The sequence below is a fragment of the Mycoplasma marinum genome (assembly GCF_004335975.1).
GTDB classification, from domain to species: Bacteria; Bacillota_I; Bacilli_A; order Mycoplasmatales; family Metamycoplasmataceae; genus Mycoplasma_K; species Mycoplasma_K marinum.
The window spans coordinates 38,395-60,106 of sequence record NZ_PSZO01000001.1 but is presented as its reverse complement, the minus strand read 5'-3'; the positions used below and the strand labels follow the sequence as shown (position 1 = coordinate 60,106).

The 21,712-nt window shown below is 27.1% G+C and carries 15 protein-coding genes and 2 riboswitches; of the genes, 10 read left to right on the top strand and 5 right to left on the bottom strand.

All coding sequences use genetic code 4. The features are described 5' to 3' along the window. The first annotated feature begins 206 nt into the window (after window positions 1-206). Window positions 207-1,160 (top strand): phosphate acetyltransferase, encoded by a 954-nt coding sequence (locus tag C4B24_RS00240; RefSeq protein ID WP_131598232.1) that lies wholly within the window; start codon window positions 207-209, stop codon window positions 1,158-1,160. Between the two features lie 198 nt (window positions 1,161-1,358). On the opposite strand, the gene C4B24_RS00235 is transcribed toward C4B24_RS00240, so the two are convergent. After that, window positions 1,359-2,084 (bottom strand): phosphotransferase, encoded by a 726-nt coding sequence (locus C4B24_RS00235; RefSeq protein WP_131598231.1) that lies wholly within the window; start codon window positions 2,082-2,084, stop codon window positions 1,359-1,361. 126 nt (window positions 2,085-2,210) lie between these two features. Between C4B24_RS00235 and C4B24_RS00230 the strand changes: the two genes are divergently transcribed. Next, window positions 2,211-3,146: an aquaporin gene (locus C4B24_RS00230; RefSeq protein WP_131598230.1), complete on the top strand. Its 936-nt coding sequence runs from the start codon at window positions 2,211-2,213 to the stop codon at window positions 3,144-3,146. An 89-nt stretch (window positions 3,147-3,235) separates the two neighbouring features. Further along, on the top strand, window positions 3,236-4,198 hold the full coding sequence (locus C4B24_RS00225) for an L-lactate dehydrogenase (RefSeq protein WP_131598229.1): 963 nt from the start codon (window positions 3,236-3,238) through the stop codon (window positions 4,196-4,198). Between the two features lie 910 nt (window positions 4,199-5,108). Here the strand turns inward: C4B24_RS00225 and C4B24_RS00220 are convergent. After that, window positions 5,109-5,741 (bottom strand): PQ-loop domain-containing transporter, encoded by a 633-nt coding sequence (locus C4B24_RS00220; RefSeq protein WP_168388297.1) that lies wholly within the window; start codon window positions 5,739-5,741, stop codon window positions 5,109-5,111. 146 nt (window positions 5,742-5,887) lie between these two features. Here C4B24_RS00220 and C4B24_RS00215 point away from each other — a divergent pair, with 146 nt between their 5' ends. From C4B24_RS00215 to C4B24_RS00195, 5 genes are all read left to right on the top strand, one after another. Continuing rightward, on the top strand, window positions 5,888-7,135 hold the full coding sequence (locus C4B24_RS00215; protein ID WP_131598227.1) for a low temperature requirement protein A: 1,248 nt from the start codon (window positions 5,888-5,890) through the stop codon (window positions 7,133-7,135). Window positions 7,136-7,449: 314 nt separating this feature from the next. Further along, window positions 7,450-9,915 (top strand): valine--tRNA ligase, encoded by a 2,466-nt coding sequence (locus C4B24_RS00210; protein WP_131598226.1) that lies wholly within the window; start codon window positions 7,450-7,452, stop codon window positions 9,913-9,915. A 132-nt stretch (window positions 9,916-10,047) separates the two neighbouring features. After that, complete coding sequence (gene adhP, locus C4B24_RS00205; RefSeq protein ID WP_394343183.1) at window positions 10,048-11,082, top strand: alcohol dehydrogenase AdhP; 1,035 nt, start codon at window positions 10,048-10,050, stop codon at window positions 11,080-11,082. Between the two features lie 1,373 nt (window positions 11,083-12,455). Then, window positions 12,456-14,057 carry an ATP-binding cassette domain-containing protein gene (locus tag C4B24_RS00200; protein ID WP_168388296.1) on the top strand — a complete coding sequence of 534 codons (1,602 nt, stop codon included), beginning with the start codon at window positions 12,456-12,458 and terminating at the stop codon, window positions 14,055-14,057. Continuing rightward, the gene (locus tag C4B24_RS00195) at window positions 14,035-15,648 is read left to right on the top strand and encodes an ATP-binding cassette domain-containing protein (protein WP_131598224.1); all 1,614 of its coding nucleotides are present in this window, start codon (window positions 14,035-14,037) and stop codon (window positions 15,646-15,648) included. The genes C4B24_RS00200 and C4B24_RS00195 overlap by 23 nt, the downstream gene beginning before the upstream one ends. A 58-nt stretch (window positions 15,649-15,706) precedes the next feature. On the opposite strand, the gene C4B24_RS00190 is transcribed toward C4B24_RS00195, so the two are convergent. Next, the gene (locus tag C4B24_RS00190; protein WP_131598223.1) at window positions 15,707-16,606 is read right to left on the bottom strand and encodes an ECF transporter S component; all 900 of its coding nucleotides are present in this window, start codon (window positions 16,604-16,606) and stop codon (window positions 15,707-15,709) included. Then, window positions 16,599-17,651: a Mur ligase family protein gene (locus C4B24_RS00185; RefSeq protein WP_131598222.1), complete on the bottom strand. Its 1,053-nt coding sequence runs from the start codon at window positions 17,649-17,651 to the stop codon at window positions 16,599-16,601. Before C4B24_RS00185 ends, C4B24_RS00190 begins: the two co-directional genes overlap by 8 nt. Window positions 17,652-17,680: 29 nt before the next feature. Then, a riboswitch (THF riboswitch) is annotated at window positions 17,681-17,775 on the bottom strand. A 216-nt stretch (window positions 17,776-17,991) separates the two neighbouring features. Then, window positions 17,992-18,088, top strand: a riboswitch (purine riboswitch). Between the two features lie 37 nt (window positions 18,089-18,125). Here C4B24_RS00185 and C4B24_RS00180 point away from each other — a divergent pair. After that, window positions 18,126-19,406: an adenylosuccinate synthase gene (locus C4B24_RS00180; protein ID WP_131598221.1), complete on the top strand. Its 1,281-nt coding sequence runs from the start codon at window positions 18,126-18,128 to the stop codon at window positions 19,404-19,406. A gap of 16 nt (window positions 19,407-19,422) precedes the next feature. Further along, on the top strand, window positions 19,423-20,712 hold the full coding sequence (gene purB / locus C4B24_RS00175) for an adenylosuccinate lyase (protein WP_131598220.1): 1,290 nt from the start codon (window positions 19,423-19,425) through the stop codon (window positions 20,710-20,712). A gap of 154 nt (window positions 20,713-20,866) precedes the next feature. Here purB and C4B24_RS00170 read toward each other — a convergent pair whose 3' ends face one another. After that, entirely contained in the window at window positions 20,867-21,670 is an 804-nt protein-coding gene (locus C4B24_RS00170) for an aldose epimerase family protein (RefSeq protein WP_131598219.1), read from the bottom strand. Between the last annotated feature and the right edge of the window lie 42 nt (window positions 21,671-21,712).

Below are 21,712 nucleotides of genomic sequence, written 5' to 3'. Positions count from 1 at the left end.
TGAAAAACTCCTGATTCCGCAGGAGTTTTTTTAAATATATTGAATAAACAATTAGCAATATTATTGTTTATTCAATATAAAATTTAAAAATTTTTCTTAAAATTTGAAGCAATACAATATTTTTTTAATTAGAAATAATTATATTTGTCTTTTAACCATGTATTGATTATATAATTTAAGAGTAAATTTACAATTAAGGAGACAAAATGTCATTTGAAAACAAACTGATTTCTATTTTAAAAAACAATCAAAATAAAAAGCATATTTTGCTAATTGATGGTTTAGATTCGAGAAGTATTGAAGCTGCCAAGAAACATCAAGAACAAGGTCTTGTGAATGTTTCTATTTTAGTTAGAAGTAAAGAAGATATTAAAGAACCATCATTGAGATATATTATTATCGATGATTATTTATCTAAAAAAGAAGAACTAATTGAATTATATTTAAAAGTAAGAAAAGGTAAAGAAACAAGGGAACAAGCAGAAAATAATATATTTGAACCTCCCTATTTTGCTATGCTATTACTTAAAAGTAATGAAGTTGATGGAGTTGTTGGAGGACTTAGTTATCCAACTTCAGGAATCTTAAGACCAGCCTTTAAAGTTATAGGGCCAAAGGCAGGAGTTAAAACTATTTCTTCATCAATGGTAATGTCTAAAGAAGATGAAACATATTTATTCACTGACATCTCTGTTATTCCTGAACCAAATAAAGAACAATTGGTAGATATAGCAAATAACTCTTCTTCTTTTGCTAAACAACTCAACATGGAACCTAAGATAGCATTTTTATCTTTTTCAACATTAGGATCTGCAAAGCATCCGAGAGCATCAATGGTTCAAGAAGCAACGATTTTATTTAATGAAAAAACAGGGGATAAAAATAAAGCTATTGGAGAAATTCAATTTGATGCTGCATTAGATATCGATATAAGAAAAATGAAATATAAAAAAGAATCTTTTGAGGGTTCAGCTAATGTTTTTGTTTTTCCTTCTTTGGAAGCCGGTAATATCGGATATAAAATTGCTCAAAGATTAGGTAATTTTCTAGCAATAGGTCCTATAATAACTGGATTGGATAAACCAGTAAATGATTTATCAAGGGGTTCAACAATTAATGATGTATACAATACAATCTTAGTAACTGCTTTGCAGTCATAAAATAAATTTTAATAAAAAAATGTATCATTGAATTAAAAATATAAGCAATAAATGTAATTATTAATGTCAAAATTAATTGCATTATTTATTTTAATCTTATAATCAATATATAGATTTGTAAAATCATTATCTTCAATTATTTGAATATATTGTTTGGACATATAAAAAAGTAAACTTTAAGTTTACTTTTTTATATGTCTATCTTTTTTTATGTAAATTAGCTATTATCGCTTTATCGCTAAAAGGTAATTCATCAAATCTATGCATTCAAACCAAGGTTAGATAATTAACTAAAATTTTTGCATTAAATAATTTATTTTTATCATATTTACCATAGGCATCTAAAAATACTTTTTCTTGATTTTTATCAAGGTAAGAACCATCAATTGTAAATGCCAAATCAAAATGTTTATCACCTAAACTTGCATATTCTCAGTCAATTAGTCAAATTTTCTTGTTTGATAATATAAAATTATTCATTCAAGGATCATTATGAAGCGGTGTATTTGTATCAAATTCATCAACTATATCCAAAGCAATTTTATAAAAGTCTTCAATCTCTTTTGGTTTTGTTTTTTTAAATTTTAAATCATTAAAACAATCTTGAAGTCTAGACTTATGATTAGATGCTGGTAATTCAATGTTGGAAGTATGTAATTGTTTAAGGATGGTAGCCATTTTTCTTAAATTTTTATCGTTTAGTTCAAGTTTTTCTGTTTCAATGAATTCCCATTTTATTTCTTCTTTATTTTCAGAAATTAATGTAGGAACAAAATCAAATTTAGTCACAATTTTATAGTTTAATTTATGATTGAATTTATCATACTTTTTAACCTTGACAAATATTTGTTTATCCCCTTCAATTAACTTGAAAGTATCGTTTTTAAATCCACCTTTAATTCTAATTTTTTTATATGAGTCCATACATAAATAATACACAATTATTTACCTTGTGTGTTATATAGATATTTATAAAACATGATTATTAAATCTTTTGCTATAATATAAATACTTAAATTATTTAAGGTGTAAAAAATAAAGGAGAAAAAAATGACAAAATCAGTAAATTTTAACTCTGAAATTGAGGAAAAAAAATATATTCCAAACTCAAAAAAAGTTTGGGGTGTTAAACTTTCAGCGGAGTTTTTAGGTACTATTTTTCTAACATGAATGATCGGTTTGCTTGGGATTTCATTTGGAGGAACTAAGTTTGAGGTTTTACTTTCTGGAGGGCACGAACCATCTAGATTGGCAATTGGTTTTTGGCTTTGATTAGATATATTCTTATGTCTTGCAATATTTGCTAGATGATCATGTGATTTAAACCCACTTGTATCAACATATAGAATGTTAATAAAAGAAGACTCACTTAAATATGGTCTTATTAAAATTGGGGTACAAATGCTTGGTGGTTTAGCTGCTGGTATGGTTATTGTTGCAACACAACAAATGGCACATGCAATTTCAGGTAATCCATTGGATGCTATAAGAAATAGCAATAGTAGTTGAGCTTCATTTACAAATCAAGGTAAAGCTATATTTGGTTATATTAAAAAAGGAACTGCTGGACATCACGCTATTGCATTCTTAGGAGAAGCAATGGGCGGGCTTATCTTAGTTTGATCAATTTTTAATAAATCAATCAAAAACCCAGTTATTAAAGATATGATAATCGCTTTAGCTGTAGGTGTTGGTGTTGCAGCGATGTTGGATTTTGAAACTGTTGTTTGGAATCCAGCTAGATTATTAGCTACACAATATATATATGATATTTTCAAAGGCGGACATCATGCTATGAGTATGGTACCTACATATGCATTTGGAGAATTCGCTGGAATATTTATTTTCTTTGGAATGCAAATTTTCATGGAAAAATACGGAATTGAGTTATGAGAAAAATGGATGTCTTTTGGTAAGGTTAATGAACCTTCATTACCTGCTAAAAAATCACCAGTTAAAAAAGAAAAAAAACAAATTAAACATTAAAAAAAATAGAATAAGTATTAAAATATTAATGAGGAATATTTAAGAATAAAAATTACGAAGAAAACATATAAATAATCAAGGAGAAATAAATGTTAAAAATTAAAACAAGAAAAGTTGCCTTAATCGGTGCTGGAGCTGTGGGTACATCATTTCTATATTCAGCAATGAATAGAGGAGTTGCAGAAGAATATGGAATTATAGATATTAATAAAGAAGGTGCAATGGGTAATAAATTAGACCTTGAAGATGCATCACCAACAAACTTCTACCCTTATCAAACAGAGGTGTATGAATATGAAGATCTTAAAGATGTGGATGTGCTAGTTATTACAGCTGGTAGACCACAAAAACCTGGTGAAACAAGAATTGAAATGGTTTCAGATAATGCTAAAATAATGTCTTTCATTGCAAATAGCGTTAAAAAATCAGGATTTTCTGGAATTACAATCATTGCATCAAACCCTGTTGATGTTATGACACAAGTTTATCAAGAAGTTACAGGATTCGATAGTAAAAAAGTTATTGGTTCAGGTACTGCACTTGACTCAGCTAGATTACAACAAGCGATAGCATTAAAAATTAATGTTGCCCCTCAATCAATCGAAGCTTATGTAATGGGTGAACATGGTGATTCTGCTGTTTCAGCATTTTCATCAGCGATGGTTGGATGTAAACCATTTATGGATTATGTTGAATCAGGACAAGTTGACAAGGCAGAACTTCCAAAAATTCATGAAAGTGTTTGAAAAAAAGCTTACGAAATTATCAATAGAAAAAGAGCTACTTTCTACGGAATTGGTTCAGCATTAGCATCATTAACAGATTCAGTACTTAGAAATACAAGAAAAGTATGTACTATTTCTGCTAAACTTGAAGGCGAATATGGAGAAAAAGATTTATATATCGGTGTACCAGCAATAATTGGTTCTGAAGGTATTGATAATGTTCTTGAAATTCCTTTAAATAAAGAAGAAAAAGCACAATTTACTAAATCTGCAAAAATGTTAAGAGAAACAATGGATTCAGTTAGAAAAACAATTACAAACAAATAATTAATAAAATAAAATTTATGTTTTAAATATGAAAAAAATAAACTAAGATAAATAACACTACACTTCATTAAAGAGGTGTAGTTTTTATGTAAAACACAAAACAAAAGAGAAATGAATAAAGTGAATTAAAGTATATGAAACAACTTTTTAAATACCAAAAGAGTATTTTGAATTTATAAATTTTTAGGAATAAAATTAAAAGATGGGTACCACCAATCATTAAAAAATAAAACTAAGGGGATAAGCCACAGATTTATTAATAAGTATAAAAAGCTAAAAAGAGGTGTGTAAGGGTTTATCAAAACTTAACTTACAAACAAATAGAATAAATTGCAAATAAACATATTAAACAAAACAGAAAAAGAGTGAAAAAAGAACAAGTTATAGCCATTTCTCTAAAGCGGAAATAACTTTCATTTTAAATATTTACCAAGCAACACTTTATAAAACTAATAAATTAGAGTTTATAAGTTGTATCTATTCGAAGAAGAAATTTGCAACATCTTCCACAAAAGTAAAGGGATATACAGAAGTCAAAAAATATAAGACGCCCCTACACAAAAAGGTGTTCTAGTGAGTTCATGAACTTTAGATAGATTTTAGTGTTTTGGATCTAATAACAAGAGTAATTATGGATACTATTATTCTAAAAATTCGATGAGTAGAATTGGCAATTATTTAGACAATAGTGAAGTAGAATAATTCTTTGGTTGCTTTAAAGGAGGATACTTGAATCATATGACAACCTATAAAATAAGTTTTGAAGAAATGGAAAAATATACCTCTTGATATAATACAAAAAAAGATTGCAATGAAAAAGTGCTGGCCATTGCCAACACTTACGAAACCAAAAGTGTAGAATTTATTTGTCCCACTTTTATCAAAGTATCAGTTCTATTTTACACATATACTAGTGGAGTGGTTCTTTTAGTTTTATTATATTATTTATTTTAATTACGGCTATAGGAACCATAACTAGGGTTGAAATAATACCAAAGAAGATTGATCCAATATAATTCATGGTATTATGTGTCATTGCTAATTCATAAATCAAATATGAGATGATTATTGCGTTTCCTATTATAAAAGTTATTTGTAGTGGTAATGACATGGATTCAGTATTTCTTGATTTTATTGTCTTAAGTGACTGAGGCATCAAAGCAAAGGCTGTTATGGCAGCACCAATTGTCCCAACTATTAATATAACTTCCTTTGGTATAGTGTAATTATTTCTTTCAAAATAGTGACTATAAATAGTAAGAATACAAATAATAGAAATAACCATAAAATCCATAATAATCCTAAATATAAATAATTCCTTTCTAAAATGATCCTTGTGATAACGCCCCTTTGTTTTTTCATTTCTCATTATGTAGTAAATTATCGGAACCGTCATTGCTGCAATTAATCCCTGAGCAATTAGGATGAAAATTCCACCAATTGTCCCTAATAAAAAACCATAAATACATCAGAACATCCTACCTATAAACATGATTATTCAAGATTTCAGTGATACTTCAATTGTGTGCTTTCTTGTTGTCATCTGATATCACTTAAACAGGAAAGAAATTGTTAAAATGCAAGTTCCAATAAGTAAAAAAATATCTGTAGGTTGTAATTTCATAATAAAATGATAGCACTATAAGGCAAAAATGATTATTTTATTTAATTATTAACTATAATATCTTTATGCTTAAAAACTTTATAGTGAACACAAAAACAAAACCTTCTAAATCATTAGAGATATTTTTTGATTTTATAATAATTGCAACTGTATCTATAATTTTCAATGGTTTTGTTCTTAACTCACATGCTGCACCTACATATCAAAAAGTATTTATGTGTTTTAACGCAGGTCTTGTAACTACATTTTGATTTGCGCACACTTTCTTTAGACAAAGGTTTGAAAAAAGTAATCCATTCTTTAGGGTGGTTACAATGTTTAAAGTTATTTCACTTGGGATAATTGCAGCTGGGTTGGATTTAATGATTTTCAGATTAAATACTTCACCTGGGAAAGACCCTCAATGAATAGCTAAGATATCAATGGTTATTTGAATAGGTGGATATATATTTTCTAGGATGTTATTTTTTATTGAGTATTCATTATGTTCGTTTGTCAATAAAGAAAATAAAGTTATATTTAAATTAACAATAGGAAAGTCACTTTCAAGATTATTTGTTGTGATTTTAGCAATCGCTCATTTGATTTTAATTGCTCTTGATTTCCAAATTACAACATTAACATATATATTCTTACCACTTTATTTAGCTAGTGAGTTTATAGGTAATGTTATCTTTGTAACTAATAAGAACTTAAAAAAAGCTCCTAAAGTTTCAATTGCTTATGCTTCTGAAAGATACAAAAAACTTACTTATCTATATATTGGTTCTCTATTCATTTCTGGAACTATCCAATTTGCTTATTACTTTAAGAAAAGTACGGATTTATATATGTTGGGTAATTTGATGGCGATATATTTAATTGGATTTCTAATGTGATGATTCTATTTAGAATACTCACATAGACTAATAATAAAACAAAGTGCTAGAAACCTAATTAAATTAGCTTTCTTAAATATATTTGTTACAACCTCAATGGCTATTTTTGGTGGAAGTATAATAAACTCGCATAATGACAGTAATAAATTATACATAATGATTTCATCAGTTATTGCTTTAGCACTGATATTCATATTAATAAATTCTTTTCTTTCTTCTTTATATAGAGATGATAAAATCACAATTTTAAATTTTAAAAAGCAATCATGAATGCTGTGTATTACAAATGTAATAATTTTAGGCACTTTTGCTATTATAAATATTTTTGTAAATTTACCTATGTGAAGTTTATATATAGTTATAATAACAACATTAATTTCATCGATCTCTTTGCCATATATATTAAAAAGAATTAATTGCACAAAATTAAGATAGTATTCAAAATTACGATAGTTTAAAATATTAAGTTTATTACAAAGCTTTTTATTTTATGATAATTCATTTGAAGTGGTTGAAAACCCCAAGTTTTATATATAATATATGTATAAAATGAATAGTTTTCAATGAAGAGAAGGTATTTAAGTAAACACTTTTTTAGAGAGTCAGGATGGTGGGAACTGACAAAGTAAAGACTTGAAGAGTTATCTTGGAGAAAAAAAGTTTAAAACACTATAAGTTTAAGAGTCCTAATAAGGGTGGTACGTTGGCCCCTTTGTTTTGGGCTTTTTTTATTTAAAAAGGAGAAAAAAATGCAAACAAAATACAATCATAAATTAGTTGAAGAAGGTAAGAATAAACAATGAATGGAAAAGGAAATTTTTTCAAAACATGATAAATCAAAAGAACCATTTACAATAATTTTACCACCACCAAATGTTACTGGTAAATTACACTTAGGACATGCATGGGATGTTTCATTGCAAGATTCTATTATTAGATATAAAAAACTAAAAGGGTTCGATACTTTATGAATGCCTGGTATGGATCATGCTGGTATTGCAACACAAGCTAAAGTAGAAGTTAGGTTGCAAGAACAAGGAATATCTAAACATGATTTAGGGAGAGAAAAATTCATAGATAAAGTTTGAGAATGAAAGGATGAATATGCATCCACAATTAGGAAACAATGAGGTAAACTTGGTGTTGCTCTAGATTATAAAAAAGAACGTTTCACATTAGATGGTGAGGCCAATAAAGCTGTTAATAAGGTTTTCATAGATATGTATAATAAAGGCTTAATTTATAGAGGGAAAAGAGCAATAAATTGAGATCCAATTTTACAAACTGCTCTCTCTAATATAGAAGTTCTTCCAAAAGAAACTGATTCTACAATGTGATACTTTAAATATAACATTAAAGATTCTGAAGAATTTTTAGAGGTTGCTACAACTAGACCAGAAACAATGCCTTCTGATGTTGCTGTTGCTGTTAATCCTAAAGATGATAGATTCGCTCACTTGGTTGGTAAAATAGCTATATCTCCTTTTAATAATAATGAATTACCTATCATTACTGATGAGTACATTGATATTGAAAAAGGAACTGGAGTTATGAAAGTTTCTGCTCATGCCTCTATTGATATTGACATTATTAAAAAAAATGGATTGATAATTAATGAATCAATTGAAAAAGATGGAAAAATGAATTCTTTAGCTCTTGAGTTTGAAGGAATGGATCGTATGGAAGCAAGAATTAAAATAGTTGAAAAACTAGAATCAAATGGATTGATGTATAAATCTGAAAAAGTTGTTAATAATGTTGGATATTCTGAACGGAGCGGAGCACCAATTGAAACGCTAGTTTCCGATCAATGATTTGTTAATATGGAACCTCTTTCAAAAGATCTATTGGACAACTTAAATGGTGAACATGGAGTTAATTTTGTTCCTTCTAGATTTAAGAAAACTATTGAACGTTGAATGGAGAATGTTTATGATTGAACTATATCTAGACAACTATGATGAGGTCATAGAATTCCTGCTTGATATAAAGGCGAAGAAATAAAGGTTCAAGAAACTTCTCCGGGCGAAGAGTGAAAACAAGATGAAGATGTTCTAGATACTTGATTTTCTTCAGGTATTGCTCCATTCTCATTTTTAGGATGACCAAATTCAATGGAAGATGTTAATAGATACTATCCAACTAATGTTCTTGTAACTGGTTATGATATCATATTCTTCTGAGTAGCAAGAATGTATTTCCAAGGATTAGAATTTATGAAAGAAAAGCCTTTTAAAGATGTATTAATTCATGGACTAATTAGAGATGAACAAGGTAGAAAAATGTCTAAATCTCTTGGTAATGGTATTGATCCAATGGAAACTATTGATAAATATGGTGCCGATGCATTACGTTGATTCTTATTAACTAATTCAGCACCAGGTCACGATATTAATTACTCACCTCAAAAACTTGAGGCAGCCTGAAACTTAAATAATAAAATTTGAAATATTTCAAGATTTATATTAGAAGTTATGGAACATAAAACTGATGAAGTGACTGACGCCGATAAGTGAATTTTAGGTAAATTATCTAAATTGGAAAAACAAGTATCAAGACACATGGATAAATATGAATTTACAATTGTTGGTAAAGATATTTACAACTTTATTCAAAATGATTTTTCTTCATGATATATTGAAATGGCAAAAGCTCAACCTAATAAGGATATTGCAAAAGATGTATTGAGAAAAACTTTAATTATAATAGCACCATTGCTTCCATTTATTTCTGAAGAAATATTCTCAAAATTTAATGAAGGTACAATTTTTGAACAAGAATGACCAACAATTGAAACTAAAGAAGCTGATTATATCGATGATGTTATTGCTGCTGTTAAATCAATTAGAGAATTTAGAGTAATCCATAGTTTATCAAATGCTGAAGAAATTAAATATTCAACATCAAAAAATATTAATGAAAAAACAAAATTATTCATTTCTAAATTAGCAAATGCTTCTTATGAATTAAATTCAGACGCATTGTTTAAATTAGAAAACTTTGATATTACAATTAAAATGACAAAAGAAATGAAAGAAGCAGAAAAAAAACGTATTGAATCTGAAATTAAGCGTCTTAGAGGTGAGATTAAACGTTCTGAAGGAATGTTAGGTAATGAAAGATTTGTTAATAATGCTTCTCCAGAAAAAGTGCAAATAGAAAAAGAAAAGTATGAAAAATACAAAAAAGAATTAGAAGCTCTTGAAAACTTATAATAAATTTAAACATTGGCTAGGGTCAATGTTTTTAGCTTCTCAAAGTATTTTATTTTAGGTTTTACCAGTTCTTTGAGTATTTATTCAATGATATAATTTATTTATGAATTATGCTTTAAAAAGGAGAAAATAATGAACAATAAAATGAAGGCTTTTGTTGTAAAATCGCCAGGCAATTGGGGTATAAAAAAAGTTAAAATTCCGAAGCCAAAAAACAAGGAAATTTTAATTAAAATGGAGACATCTGGAGTATGCCACACAGATTTACACGCTGCTAGATTTGACTGGCCAGTAGAACCTAAGTTTCCATTGATACCAGGACACGAAGGAATTGGTATTGTTGCTAAAATAGGTAAAGGGTGTACGAGAATTAAAGTTGGGGACAGAGTCGCTCTTGCTTGATTGCATGATGCTTGTGGGGATTGTGAATTTTGCCTTACTGGTAGAGAAACACTATGCCCTAAACAAAATATGACTGCCTATACAAAAGATGGATCATTTGCTGAATATGCAATTGGTCATGAAGATTTTGTAGGCATGGTCCCTGACAAATTAGATGTTATTGAGGGAGCACCAATCGTTTGCGCTGGAGTAACAACTTACAAGGCTATTAAACGTTCAAATGCCAAAGCTGGCGATTGATTAGCAGTCGTTGGGGTTGGAGGTTTAGGACAACTTGCAATACAATATGCAACAGCTATGGGTATTAAGGTTATTGGTGTTGATATCGATGATAAAAAGTCTGAGTTGGCACTGAAATCTGGTGCTAAATTAGCCGTTAATGGTAAAAAAGTAAATCCAGTTGAGTATGTTAAAAAGATAACTAATGGTGGGGTTGGTGCTGTTGTTAATACATCTGTTGCACCTATTGCTTTTGAACAAGGTTTTGAAATGTTGAAACCGGGTGGGCGTGAAGTTCTTGTTGGACTCCCTGCATCTGATAAAATATCAATTTCAATATTTTGGACTGTATTGCAAGGTAAGGAAATTGTTGGTTCTATTGTAGGAACCAGACAAGATCTTAAAGAGGCTCTTGATTACGCTGCAGAAGGACTTGTAAAATCAGAAATAACAAAAGTAATTCCTTTAGAAGGTGTTGAAGAAATTTTTGAGAAACTACAAGATGGAACTTTTATTGGTAGAGCAGTTATTGACTTTAGAAAATAAAATTCATAATAATAAAAGTTTAAGTTATTGAAATATATTTGGATAAATAAGATGAATTCAAAGCATAAACAACATGTGATAATATTTGCGTGTTGTTTTATTATTTAAACATCTTTAGATATTATTATACTCCGTTATTTAACAAATTCCTTTTGGATGTCAAAGATTTTATTGTGCCACTTATTTCTAATAAACTTTGAAATTTATAATTCTCATACTCTACCTCTAACAGTAGAAATAAAGGCTTATTTAGCTTTTATTTCCCTTGCTGTTCAATCATTTTGAAGTTCAACTTCTACTTGCTTTAAAATGCTTTATAAAAAACTATATTTTAAGATAGTTCTTAAATAATTTTCTTAATATAAGAACCAACTAAAAAAGAATACATTCTAAACATTAGATGGCATAACTTGCAATCTAATGTTTTTTTATAGAAATATTAAGGAGCATAATTATTAAAATGGAGTTTTTTAAATGTTATTTATGAGTAATTATTTATTGTAGGAATATATTTTTAATAAAAAAGTTATATTTAAAATACTAGCATGATTTAATTTAAGGAGTGTCTAAAAACTTGGGAATTAGGGTCACTAATCTTTGCATCTTTAATCAGTAAAATTCTATTTATGTAAATTATTTTCAATTATTTAGAATATTACAAACTTAATTATTGATATTTAGATTACAGATTCATTCTTTTTAATATATTCACAATCCTATGAATTCATATATTAATTATTACTAACATATAAAAAAAATAGTTGGTATTATAATTTAACTATAATGAAAATATTTTAATTCACTCTTCAGAAATAAAATCTTTTAAGAAAGTTGGATGTTTTTTCATTTCTATTATAACTATTTCAAAGCAGGGTTTAAAGATTCATTTCTATAAATCTTTTTATAATTTTAAACACATTTTTTTAAATTTATTGATAATAAAGTTAATTTCAAATACATTGAAATTACCAAATTTTAAACAAAGTTTAATGCTGAATTGTAAGAAGAATTTATGAATTATTATTAATATTAAATTAGAAAATTTCAATTAATATCATTCAAAATTCTCTTTGGTGTTGAACACTTTTGTAAATATGTCAGGTTATATATTTGGAATGAAATACGCAATATATTTAAGATGAAATTAAACTAATAATCCTCACTATTTTGACAAAATAAAAGCAATGTTTTTAATAATTAAGCTTATTTTGAAAATATATATGATCAAGAATTTACTGAAAAAGAAGTGATTGATAAATTTGTCTTAATATTTAAGAATTAAACATTGATTAAAGAAGGCTTTTTGGAAATTTATAATTAAAAATATGATTTATTATGAAAAAAACGAAATATTAAAAATAAAGGAAAAAAATATGAAAAAAATATTAAATAATAATTTGGAAAAAATTAGATATCAAAATTCAAGATTGAACAATGCAATACTTTTTATTGTTGTCTTAGAAGCTATTCTTGCTATTTTTTGTTTAGTTGCATCGGCATACATTATGGATTCAGTTATTTTTTACAGGAATGGTAATGGCAAAATATACTTTTATATTTTGGTTGCAGTAACTTTATTTTCTTTTTTAATAGAAATACCATTTTTTACATTAAAAAAGTTCCTTACAAATAAAGTGATGGAAATAACAAAAAGAGAGCTGAGGGAACTTGTATCTAAAAGAATTTCTGAGATCTCTTTTTCTGAATTTAATTCTAAAGATGTAGGAGAGTACATATCAATTTATAACTACAATATAAATGTTTTTTGTGCTAATAGAGTTCAAGGAAGATTCAAAATTTTATCATTCACCATAAAAGTTTTATTGTTGATTGTATTTCTCTTCTATATTTCATGAATCATTGGTTTAATAGCATTGTTCTTTATAATTATGAATTATTTTACTAGCTTAATAGTTAAGAAGTATATCCCTAAGATTAAGGAAAAAATGGCGATTCAAGAAAATACTTATAATGCACACACATTAGATTTATTGGAAAAATTTTATATATTTTTCTATTGAAATAAAAAGAAGGAATTTCAGCAAAAAATGATCAATAATAATTCTGTATTGGCTAAGAAACAATCAAAAGCATTTCTAGATAAAAACTTACTTTCGATACCATTCTCAATAACTGTTATTGGTCTTCAAGTAATATTAATGACAATAATATCATTGCTAATTCATTACAAGTTTATTCCTTTTGGATATTTATCCGTTGTATTATTTTGCTCAAATACTTTAATTGCAACAGCCTCGTCATTATTTTTGACTATAACTCACTTACATTCCGCTGATAAATTACTTGAGTTCTCTTTGGTTGAATCTAAATATGAAAAACTCATCAATATAAAAAGAATTACTTCAATTGAATTTCAAAAAATCAATTTTATATTTGATTCAAAAAAGTTGCTCAAAAAACCATTAAGCGAAGAATTTAAAGTCCCTAAAAAATACTTGATTAATGGCAAATCTGGAACTGGTAAAAGTACTTTAGTTAGAACAATTATGAAGTTAAATGACGATTATGAAGGCAAGGTTAAAGTAAATGGAATTAATATAAAAAAAATAGATAAAGAAAATTTTTATAATGAGATTTCTTTTATTGATAGAAATACTTCAATAATAAATGAAACGGTAAGAGAAAATATTGTGTTTGGATTACCATATGAAGAAATTAAATTTAAAAAAGTACTTTCGATTGTAAATTTACATAAGTCATTTTCGCAAAAAAGCATCTCTATAAAAGACATTAATATTTCACAAGGTCAAAAACAAAAAATACTAATAGCCAGAGCTTTATACAAAGCACCTTGTTTCTTTATCATTGATGAGGGTATGGTTAATATTGATCAAAAAAGTAAAACCTATATTGAGGAATATTTAATGAATCAAAATGATATGGCAGTAATAAGGATAACCCACAATAAAAATAAAATGATAGAGGAAAAATATGAAAAAATTATCACTTTATAATAAAAGATACATATTTAAAAAACCTTTTATGATTTTTGGGTTAGTATTCATAATGGTTAGTTTTTCTGCTTTGTCTACTGGATTATCATACTTGAATAATGTTGTTATAAATTCTATGGAAAATAATGACAACTCAATGTTTTATAAATTCCTTGCTATAATGGCGATAATGGGTTTGATTTGCTCTATTTGATATTTAATAAGATCATATTTTTGTAAATATATGGCGATTAAGGTAGTGCTTTCATTGAAAAATGATATCTCAACCCACATTAGTGAAAATAAAGGTAACTTTTTCAAAGAAAAAAATTCAAGTAAATACTTAAACTGATTAACTCAAGATGCACGTTATGTTCAAGAAGAACACATTGAACAAATATTCAATATTGCATCAAGGTTTATAGCGTTGGTGCTGGCAATTGTCGGAATAATGTTGATACAATGGATAATTGGAATTTTCATTATATTTAGTGCCTTAATTTTATTGATAATAACTGATATAACTAAGAAATATTTGTCCAAAAAGAAGATTGAAATGTCGAATTATAGAGTTAAATTCAATCAAGAAATTAATGCTGGATTAAGCTCCTTTGAAACATATTATTTGAATAATAAAGAACAATATGTAAGTAAAAAAATAAGTGAAAAATCAAATGAATATTATAAACATTTGTGAGCATTTTCAAAATCCAACGCTTGAGTTGAGTTAATTTCTTGAATATTCTTAGAAACAATCAATTACTCCATTTTAATTGTGGTTGGATTCTTGCTTGTTTACAAGAATAATATTGGAGTTGGTTTATTTGTGGCATCAATGCTATTATTGACAACATCATTACGTTCAATAAGATATATTTTTAATTCCTTTATTTCAATACGAGCAAATAGCAATATCACAAGAAAACTATTGAAAAACGCTACGACAAATGAAATTGAAGTAAGTAATCATATTCTAAATGAATGTGCAATAAAAGTGGATAATGTAAGTTTTTGATTCGATGAATCTAAAAAAATATTTGAAAACCTAAATTTCAAAATTAATACAAATCAAAAATATGCACTTGTAGGAGCAAATGGTAGTGGTAAAACTACGTTGATTAAATTACTTTTAAAAATACTCACTCCCAAAAGTGGAGAAATCACTTGAGAAGGAAAAGGTATTGATGTACAAGCAATACTAAATAATATATCGATGATAAATGATGGATTGAGTTTATTTCCGGGAAACATATCTGAAAATATTTCTTTTAAAAATAATGATATTGACATGAAATTTTTTAAAGAGATTTGTGAAATAGTTGATTTAAAAATAATAAACGAAGGAAATATTTATAAAGATGTAAAAGAGTTTAATTTCTCCTCTGGGGAAATTCAAAAATTACTTATCATTAGAGCCTTATATAATAAAAGGAAAATACTTATATTTGATGAAGCTTTTTCTAATATAGATGCTAAAGCTAAACAAAAAATATTTAATTATTTAATTAATAATAAGGAACTGACCTTGATTATGATTTCTCACCAATTCTCTAAATCAGATTTAATGTTATTTGATGAGGTGATTAAATTAACTCCTTCTTCAATTTCTTAATTAAAAATAATTATCAAAAAAACACAATGCAAATTGCTTTTAATGCGCATTGTGTTTTTTAATATTTGTTTCCGTTTGTTTTATTGATTGTAAATTCACAAGCTTTATACAAAGGTATTAAAATAGCTACGTAAATTGGTGTAATTATAGGTGTCTTTAATACTCTTGCTCATAAGGCTATTTTATAATATTTTTCATATGTATAGTGATCAATGGAATATTTGGAATATCCTTGATTTGCAAGTCTTTGCAAGAATCTTACATAAGCAATGGGTCCTCAAATTCAAATTCAAATTATGATAATCATAGCAACTAATGTCGTTATTGAAATTACTAGTTTTAAATTATCATTTTTCTTAAAACCATATACTATAAACATTATTAATTCTATTAAGAATAAAAATCCTGCCATACAGTAAATCATTATTTGTGTATTTCCATCAAAGTTATAATTCCTCCTTGATGCTGTTTGTAATAATGGATTATTACTTGAAATTAAAATTACTATAAAAATTCCTATTATCGTTATTGAATTGATTGCAACCATTGATATTCATCAATATTTTTGCTTTATAGTAAAAAGATATTTGAAAGCTCATGCCATCAAAGGTATTCCTACTGTCATTATTTCATATTCTCACATTCAAGCACCGATTCCATATGTTCCAAGTGCTAAAGTTATTGTATCTGCAATTAAAGCAAAAAATACACCTTTAATAGGACCAAAAATTAACCCAAACATTATTAGGAATACAAATGTAATTCCAATATCCATAATACCTTGTAATTTAATTGAAATAAATAATCCTGAAATTATAAATAATCCAATTAATATTCCTGCCAAAACTATTTCATGAATAGTTATTTTAAAATTGTCTTTTATCCTATCTTTGAAGCTTTTTTTATCTTTTGTTAATGACTTTTCATTAACATTTTCTTTAGTTGTTTCTTTATTCATTTTCTAATATTTCTCCTATTGAATAGAAACTACCTATATATAATGTGTCTTTCTTTTGATTTTTGTAAAAATACTTTAAGTCCTCAATATTAATTGCATTCATTTCTTTGGAATCAACAAATGATTCATCTAATTGATAAACAAACAAATCTTTACCCTTGAATATATCAGGTATTTCAGAATGTTCTTTTCTCTTTGAAATGGTTAAAACAACTTGATCGTATTCAATTTTATTATTTTCTAAAAATTCTTTAGTGGCTCTTATTCCAGAGTGATTGTGAGCAACATCTAAAATAGCTTTTGTATTATTTGTATTTTGTATTTTAGACCTTCCCATTGGTTCAGTGAAATTAATGTTTAAATTAAACTCTTTTTTTAGTATTGCAGAAGCTAGTCTTTGATTTCTTATTCTATAATCTCTACCTTCATTTTTTACTAAGATATGTTTCGCTTTTTGTTCTAAACATTTTTTTTGAATAATTTCATTAAACTCTATCCCTAAATTTGTGCCTGAGTAGAAATTCATTTTATTATTTATAATTCCGATCTTATCATTTAAAACATCCAATAAAGTATTTCCAAATAAGTCCATGTGATCTCTGCCAATTGAAGTAATCACTCCTATTGCTCCATCTAAAATATTAGAAGGATCATGAGTTCCTCCAATTCCAGCTTCCAAAATTACATAATCACATTTTTGTTCTTGGAAATATTCCATAGCGGATAAGAACATTATTGCAAAAAAGTGCAAATCAGTATTTGTATATTTAATGATGTAACTTTCTAAAGTTTCCTCATTAATCTCTACATTTTGAATCTTAATTCTTTCAGTTGCACTAAAAATATGAGGAGAGGTAAATGTTCCTACTTTATATTTTTTGGATAAACCTTCAGTTAAGTAGTGGGAAACACTCCCTTTTCCATTAGTTCCAACAACATTAATTATTTTGAATTTTTCTTTTTTTATAAATGTATTTAAATATTTTTTTATTGTACTGTTTTTAGTATTTTTTCTATTGTTAAAAATTGATTTTATTATTTTCATATAGTAGTCCTGCCACTATAAATTAGACCATTAGTGGATGAAGTGTTTTATCGCCTACAAATGTAGTTCGTTCAAAGGCTATACTCCCGTCCTTTGACACTTAACGCTAGACACCGGCTCTAATAGTGGCATTTTAATTATAAAACAATTATCAATATGTTTTTGAAATTATGGGAAATATTTTTAATCTTGTAACCTTAATTAAGATTATGTGTCTAGGTATATTGTTTATTTAGTTTTTTTATATAAAATAAGTGGATATAATAAGCAAATTACGGAATTTTTATAATATATTTATTATTCCAATAATTACAATAAATATTTTTAACAAATATACTATAATAGTTAAGTTAATAAGAGTCATTTATATCTCTAATATGGTGAGATGTTTCTACAAGGTACCTTAAATACCACTAATGATTTATTTTTTTCAATGGCTATAATTAACCAGAAAAATTATTTTAAGGAGAAAATATGTACAAAACAAAAGTAGTAATCGGCGCCCAATGAGGCGACGAGGGTAAAGGTAAGGTTTCGGATTATCTTGCACAAAAAGCTGATTTAGTAGTTAGATATCAAGGTGGTAATAATGCTGGCCATACAATTGAATTTGGTGGTAATAAATATGCACTTAAGCATATTCCTTCAGGTGTTTTTAATCCTAAGACAACAAATATTATGGCACAAGGTATGGTCATTAATCCTAAAATGCTATTAGATGAAATAGCTGAATTAAAATCAAAAGGCATTAGTGATTTTAAATTATTAATTTCAGATAGAGCACACGTGATACTTCCTTATCACTTAGATCTTGATGGAGCAATCGAAGAGTTAAAAGGACCAATTAAAAAAATTGGGACAACTAAAAAAGGTATTGGTCCATGTTATGAAGATAAATACGCAAGAATTGGTATTAGATATGGTGATTTTATCAATGAAGATGTATTTTTAGAAAAATTAGAGGATACTCTTTTAATTAAAAATAAAGTTTTGAAAGCTTTTGACTTAAAAACTTATACAGCGAAAGAAATTTTTGAAGAATATAAAGAATATGCAGCTATTTTAAAAGAAAGAGTTGTTGAAACTGGTTCATTGCTTGCTAAAGAAATTGAGTCTGGTAAAAGCGTTGTTTTTGAAGGAGCACAAGGTGTAATGTTATGTATTGATAATGGTACTTATCCATTTGTTACTTCATCTTCACCAACAGCTTCAGCAATCCCTCTTTATGCAGGTCTTTCTAACAAACACGTAACATCAACAATTGGTATTGTTAAAGCTTATACAACTCGTGTTGGTGTTGGTGCACTTCCTACTGAGATACATGAAGCATCTATTAATGATGATATTTGTGAAAGAGGTAGAGAATATGGAACTGTTACAGGTAGAAGAAGAAGAATTGGTTGATTGGATACTGTTGTTCTAAAACATTCAGCAAGAGTTTCAGGATTTACAGAGTTAACAATGACACTACTTGATGTTCTAGACAATAGAGAAACAATTAAAATTGGTTATGCATATGAATTAGATGGAAAAGAAATTGATTACATCCCTGGTTCAAATACTGAATATGATAGAGTTGATGTTAAGTATATTGAAATGCCTGGTTGAAATGAAGATATTACAAAAGTTAAAAAATATGAAGACCTACCAAAAAATACAAAAGCATATATTGAAAAAGTTGAAGAATTGGTTGGGGTTCCTGTGAAAATATTCTCAGTCGGACCTGATAGAGAACAAACTATTGAAATTAAATAATTGATTGGAGCATTAAATGATTAAAAGATATAGCACTGAAGAAATGAATAAAATTTGAAGTGAACAAAATACATTCGATTCATGATTGAAAGTTGAACTTTTTACAGCTAAGGCGTTTTCGGTTATAAAAAATGAAATTCCAGAAAGTGATATTGATAAACTTTTTAAAAATGCTAAATTTGATTTGAAAAGAATTAAAGAAATTGAGCAAATTACAAAACATGATGTAATTGCATTTACAAGAGCGGTTTCCGAGTCTTTAGGTTCTGAAAAGAAATGGATTCATTATGGACTTACTTCAACAGATGTTGTTGATACAGCGTTTGGGTACAGGTTAAAACAAGCCAATGAAATAATCAAAAAAGACCTAAGTATGTTCATTGATACTTTGAAAAAATTAGCTATTGAGCATCAACATACATATCAAATAGGTAGAACTCATGGTATTCATGGCGAAATTACAACATTTGGTTATAAAGTAGCTTTATGATTTGATGAAATGACGAGAAACATTGAAAGATTCGAAGAGGCTTCAAGAATTATTGAAATTGGTAAAATATCTGGTGCTGTTGGTAACTATGCTAATATAGATCCAGAAATACAAGATTATGTTTGTGAACAATTAGGTATTAATTCTTCAAAAATCTCTACACAAACATTACAAAGAGATAGGCATGCACAATATATATTCACTTTATCACTAATTGGTTCATCATTGGATAAAATTGCTGTTGAGCTTAGACATTTACAAAGAACTGAAGTAGGGGAAGTTGAGGAAGGATTTGCTAAAGGTCAAAAGGGTTCTTCTGCAATGCCACATAAGAAGAATCCAATTTCTTCAGAAAATATTTCAGGGCTTTCAAGATTGCTGAGAAGTTATACTTTCACTGCGCTTGAAAACGTTCCTTTATGACATGAAAGAGATATATCACATTCTTCAAATGAGAGAGTTATATTCCCTGATTCAACAACTTTGATTTCTTATATGTTAAGAAGAATGAATAGAGTTTTAAATAATCTTGGTGTTAAAAAAGAAAAAATGATGGAAAACATTGGTCTAACACATGGTTCAATATTCTCTCAAAGAGTTATGTTAACTATTATTTCTGATAACGGAATCACACGTGAGGAAGCATATGATAAAGTTCAACCAATCGCTATTGATTGTTATTCAAATAAGAAAGATTTTAAAACAGAATTACTTTCAAAAAATGTTATTTCTGATAAACAAGCAACTAAGATCTTTGATTATTCATACTATTCAAGAAACATTGATAAAGTATTTTCAAAATTAGGTATTAAATAACGAATTGTATTAAAAATAAAAAATATTTTATATTAGCTTTTGCTAATTTTTTTATTGATAATTAATAGCATTGCTTAGTCAAAAATATTAAAAATATAATTAAAAAAACATAACTCTTCTGAGTCATGGCTTAAATAATTGAGTTAATACAAATTTATTTATTATTTTTAACTTTCACTTCAAACGTTGCTGATCAAATAGAACCAGGAGAAAGAGAGATTATCTCCTCTTTTTTACTTACTTCTGATGGTGCTTTGTATCAAGCGTCATTTTTTCCATATCATGGTTCTATACAAATAAAATTATCATTTTTTGGTTTTCAAATTTGTAAATGTGGTGAATCGAATTTCATATGCAATTGATGATTTTCAGTATTTAATATGATTGATTTATCCTCAATATTTTGAGCTATTAAAGTATCGTAGTCTTCTCCAAATCCAAGAGAATCAATTAATAACCCTCTAATTGAAAGTTCGCGATTCGTTAGTTTGCCTTCTAAATCTATTATTTTTGTTTCTGGTAGGTTTGAAATAAATGTTGAGTCATCAATTTTAAATGCTGGGTGAATTCCAAAATGGAAAAATGACTCTTTGTCTTCTAAATTAGCTATTTCATAATTTATATAAAAAGTATCTTGATCCACTCCTATTCTTTGAGTTATATCCAAAAAGAATGGGAATTTTTCTTTATCCATTAATGTGGCAACTGATAAAATTTCTCCATTTTCAAAAAAACTTTCTCATGCTAAATTTTTTCAAAAGCCATGTTTTGGCATTTCAAATGTTTTTCCATTGTGTGAAAAACCCTTCGATATTCCTAATGAAGGAAAAATTATAGGGAATTGTTTTTTTCATGTCTCGTTTGCCTGATATAAAAGTTCCTTGTCTTCAAATTTAACTGAAATGATTTCAGCATTGTCATTTATTTCTATTTCTATATATTCATTATTTAATTTCATATTTTAATATTAACATGGAGAACAATATTTACAATAAATATA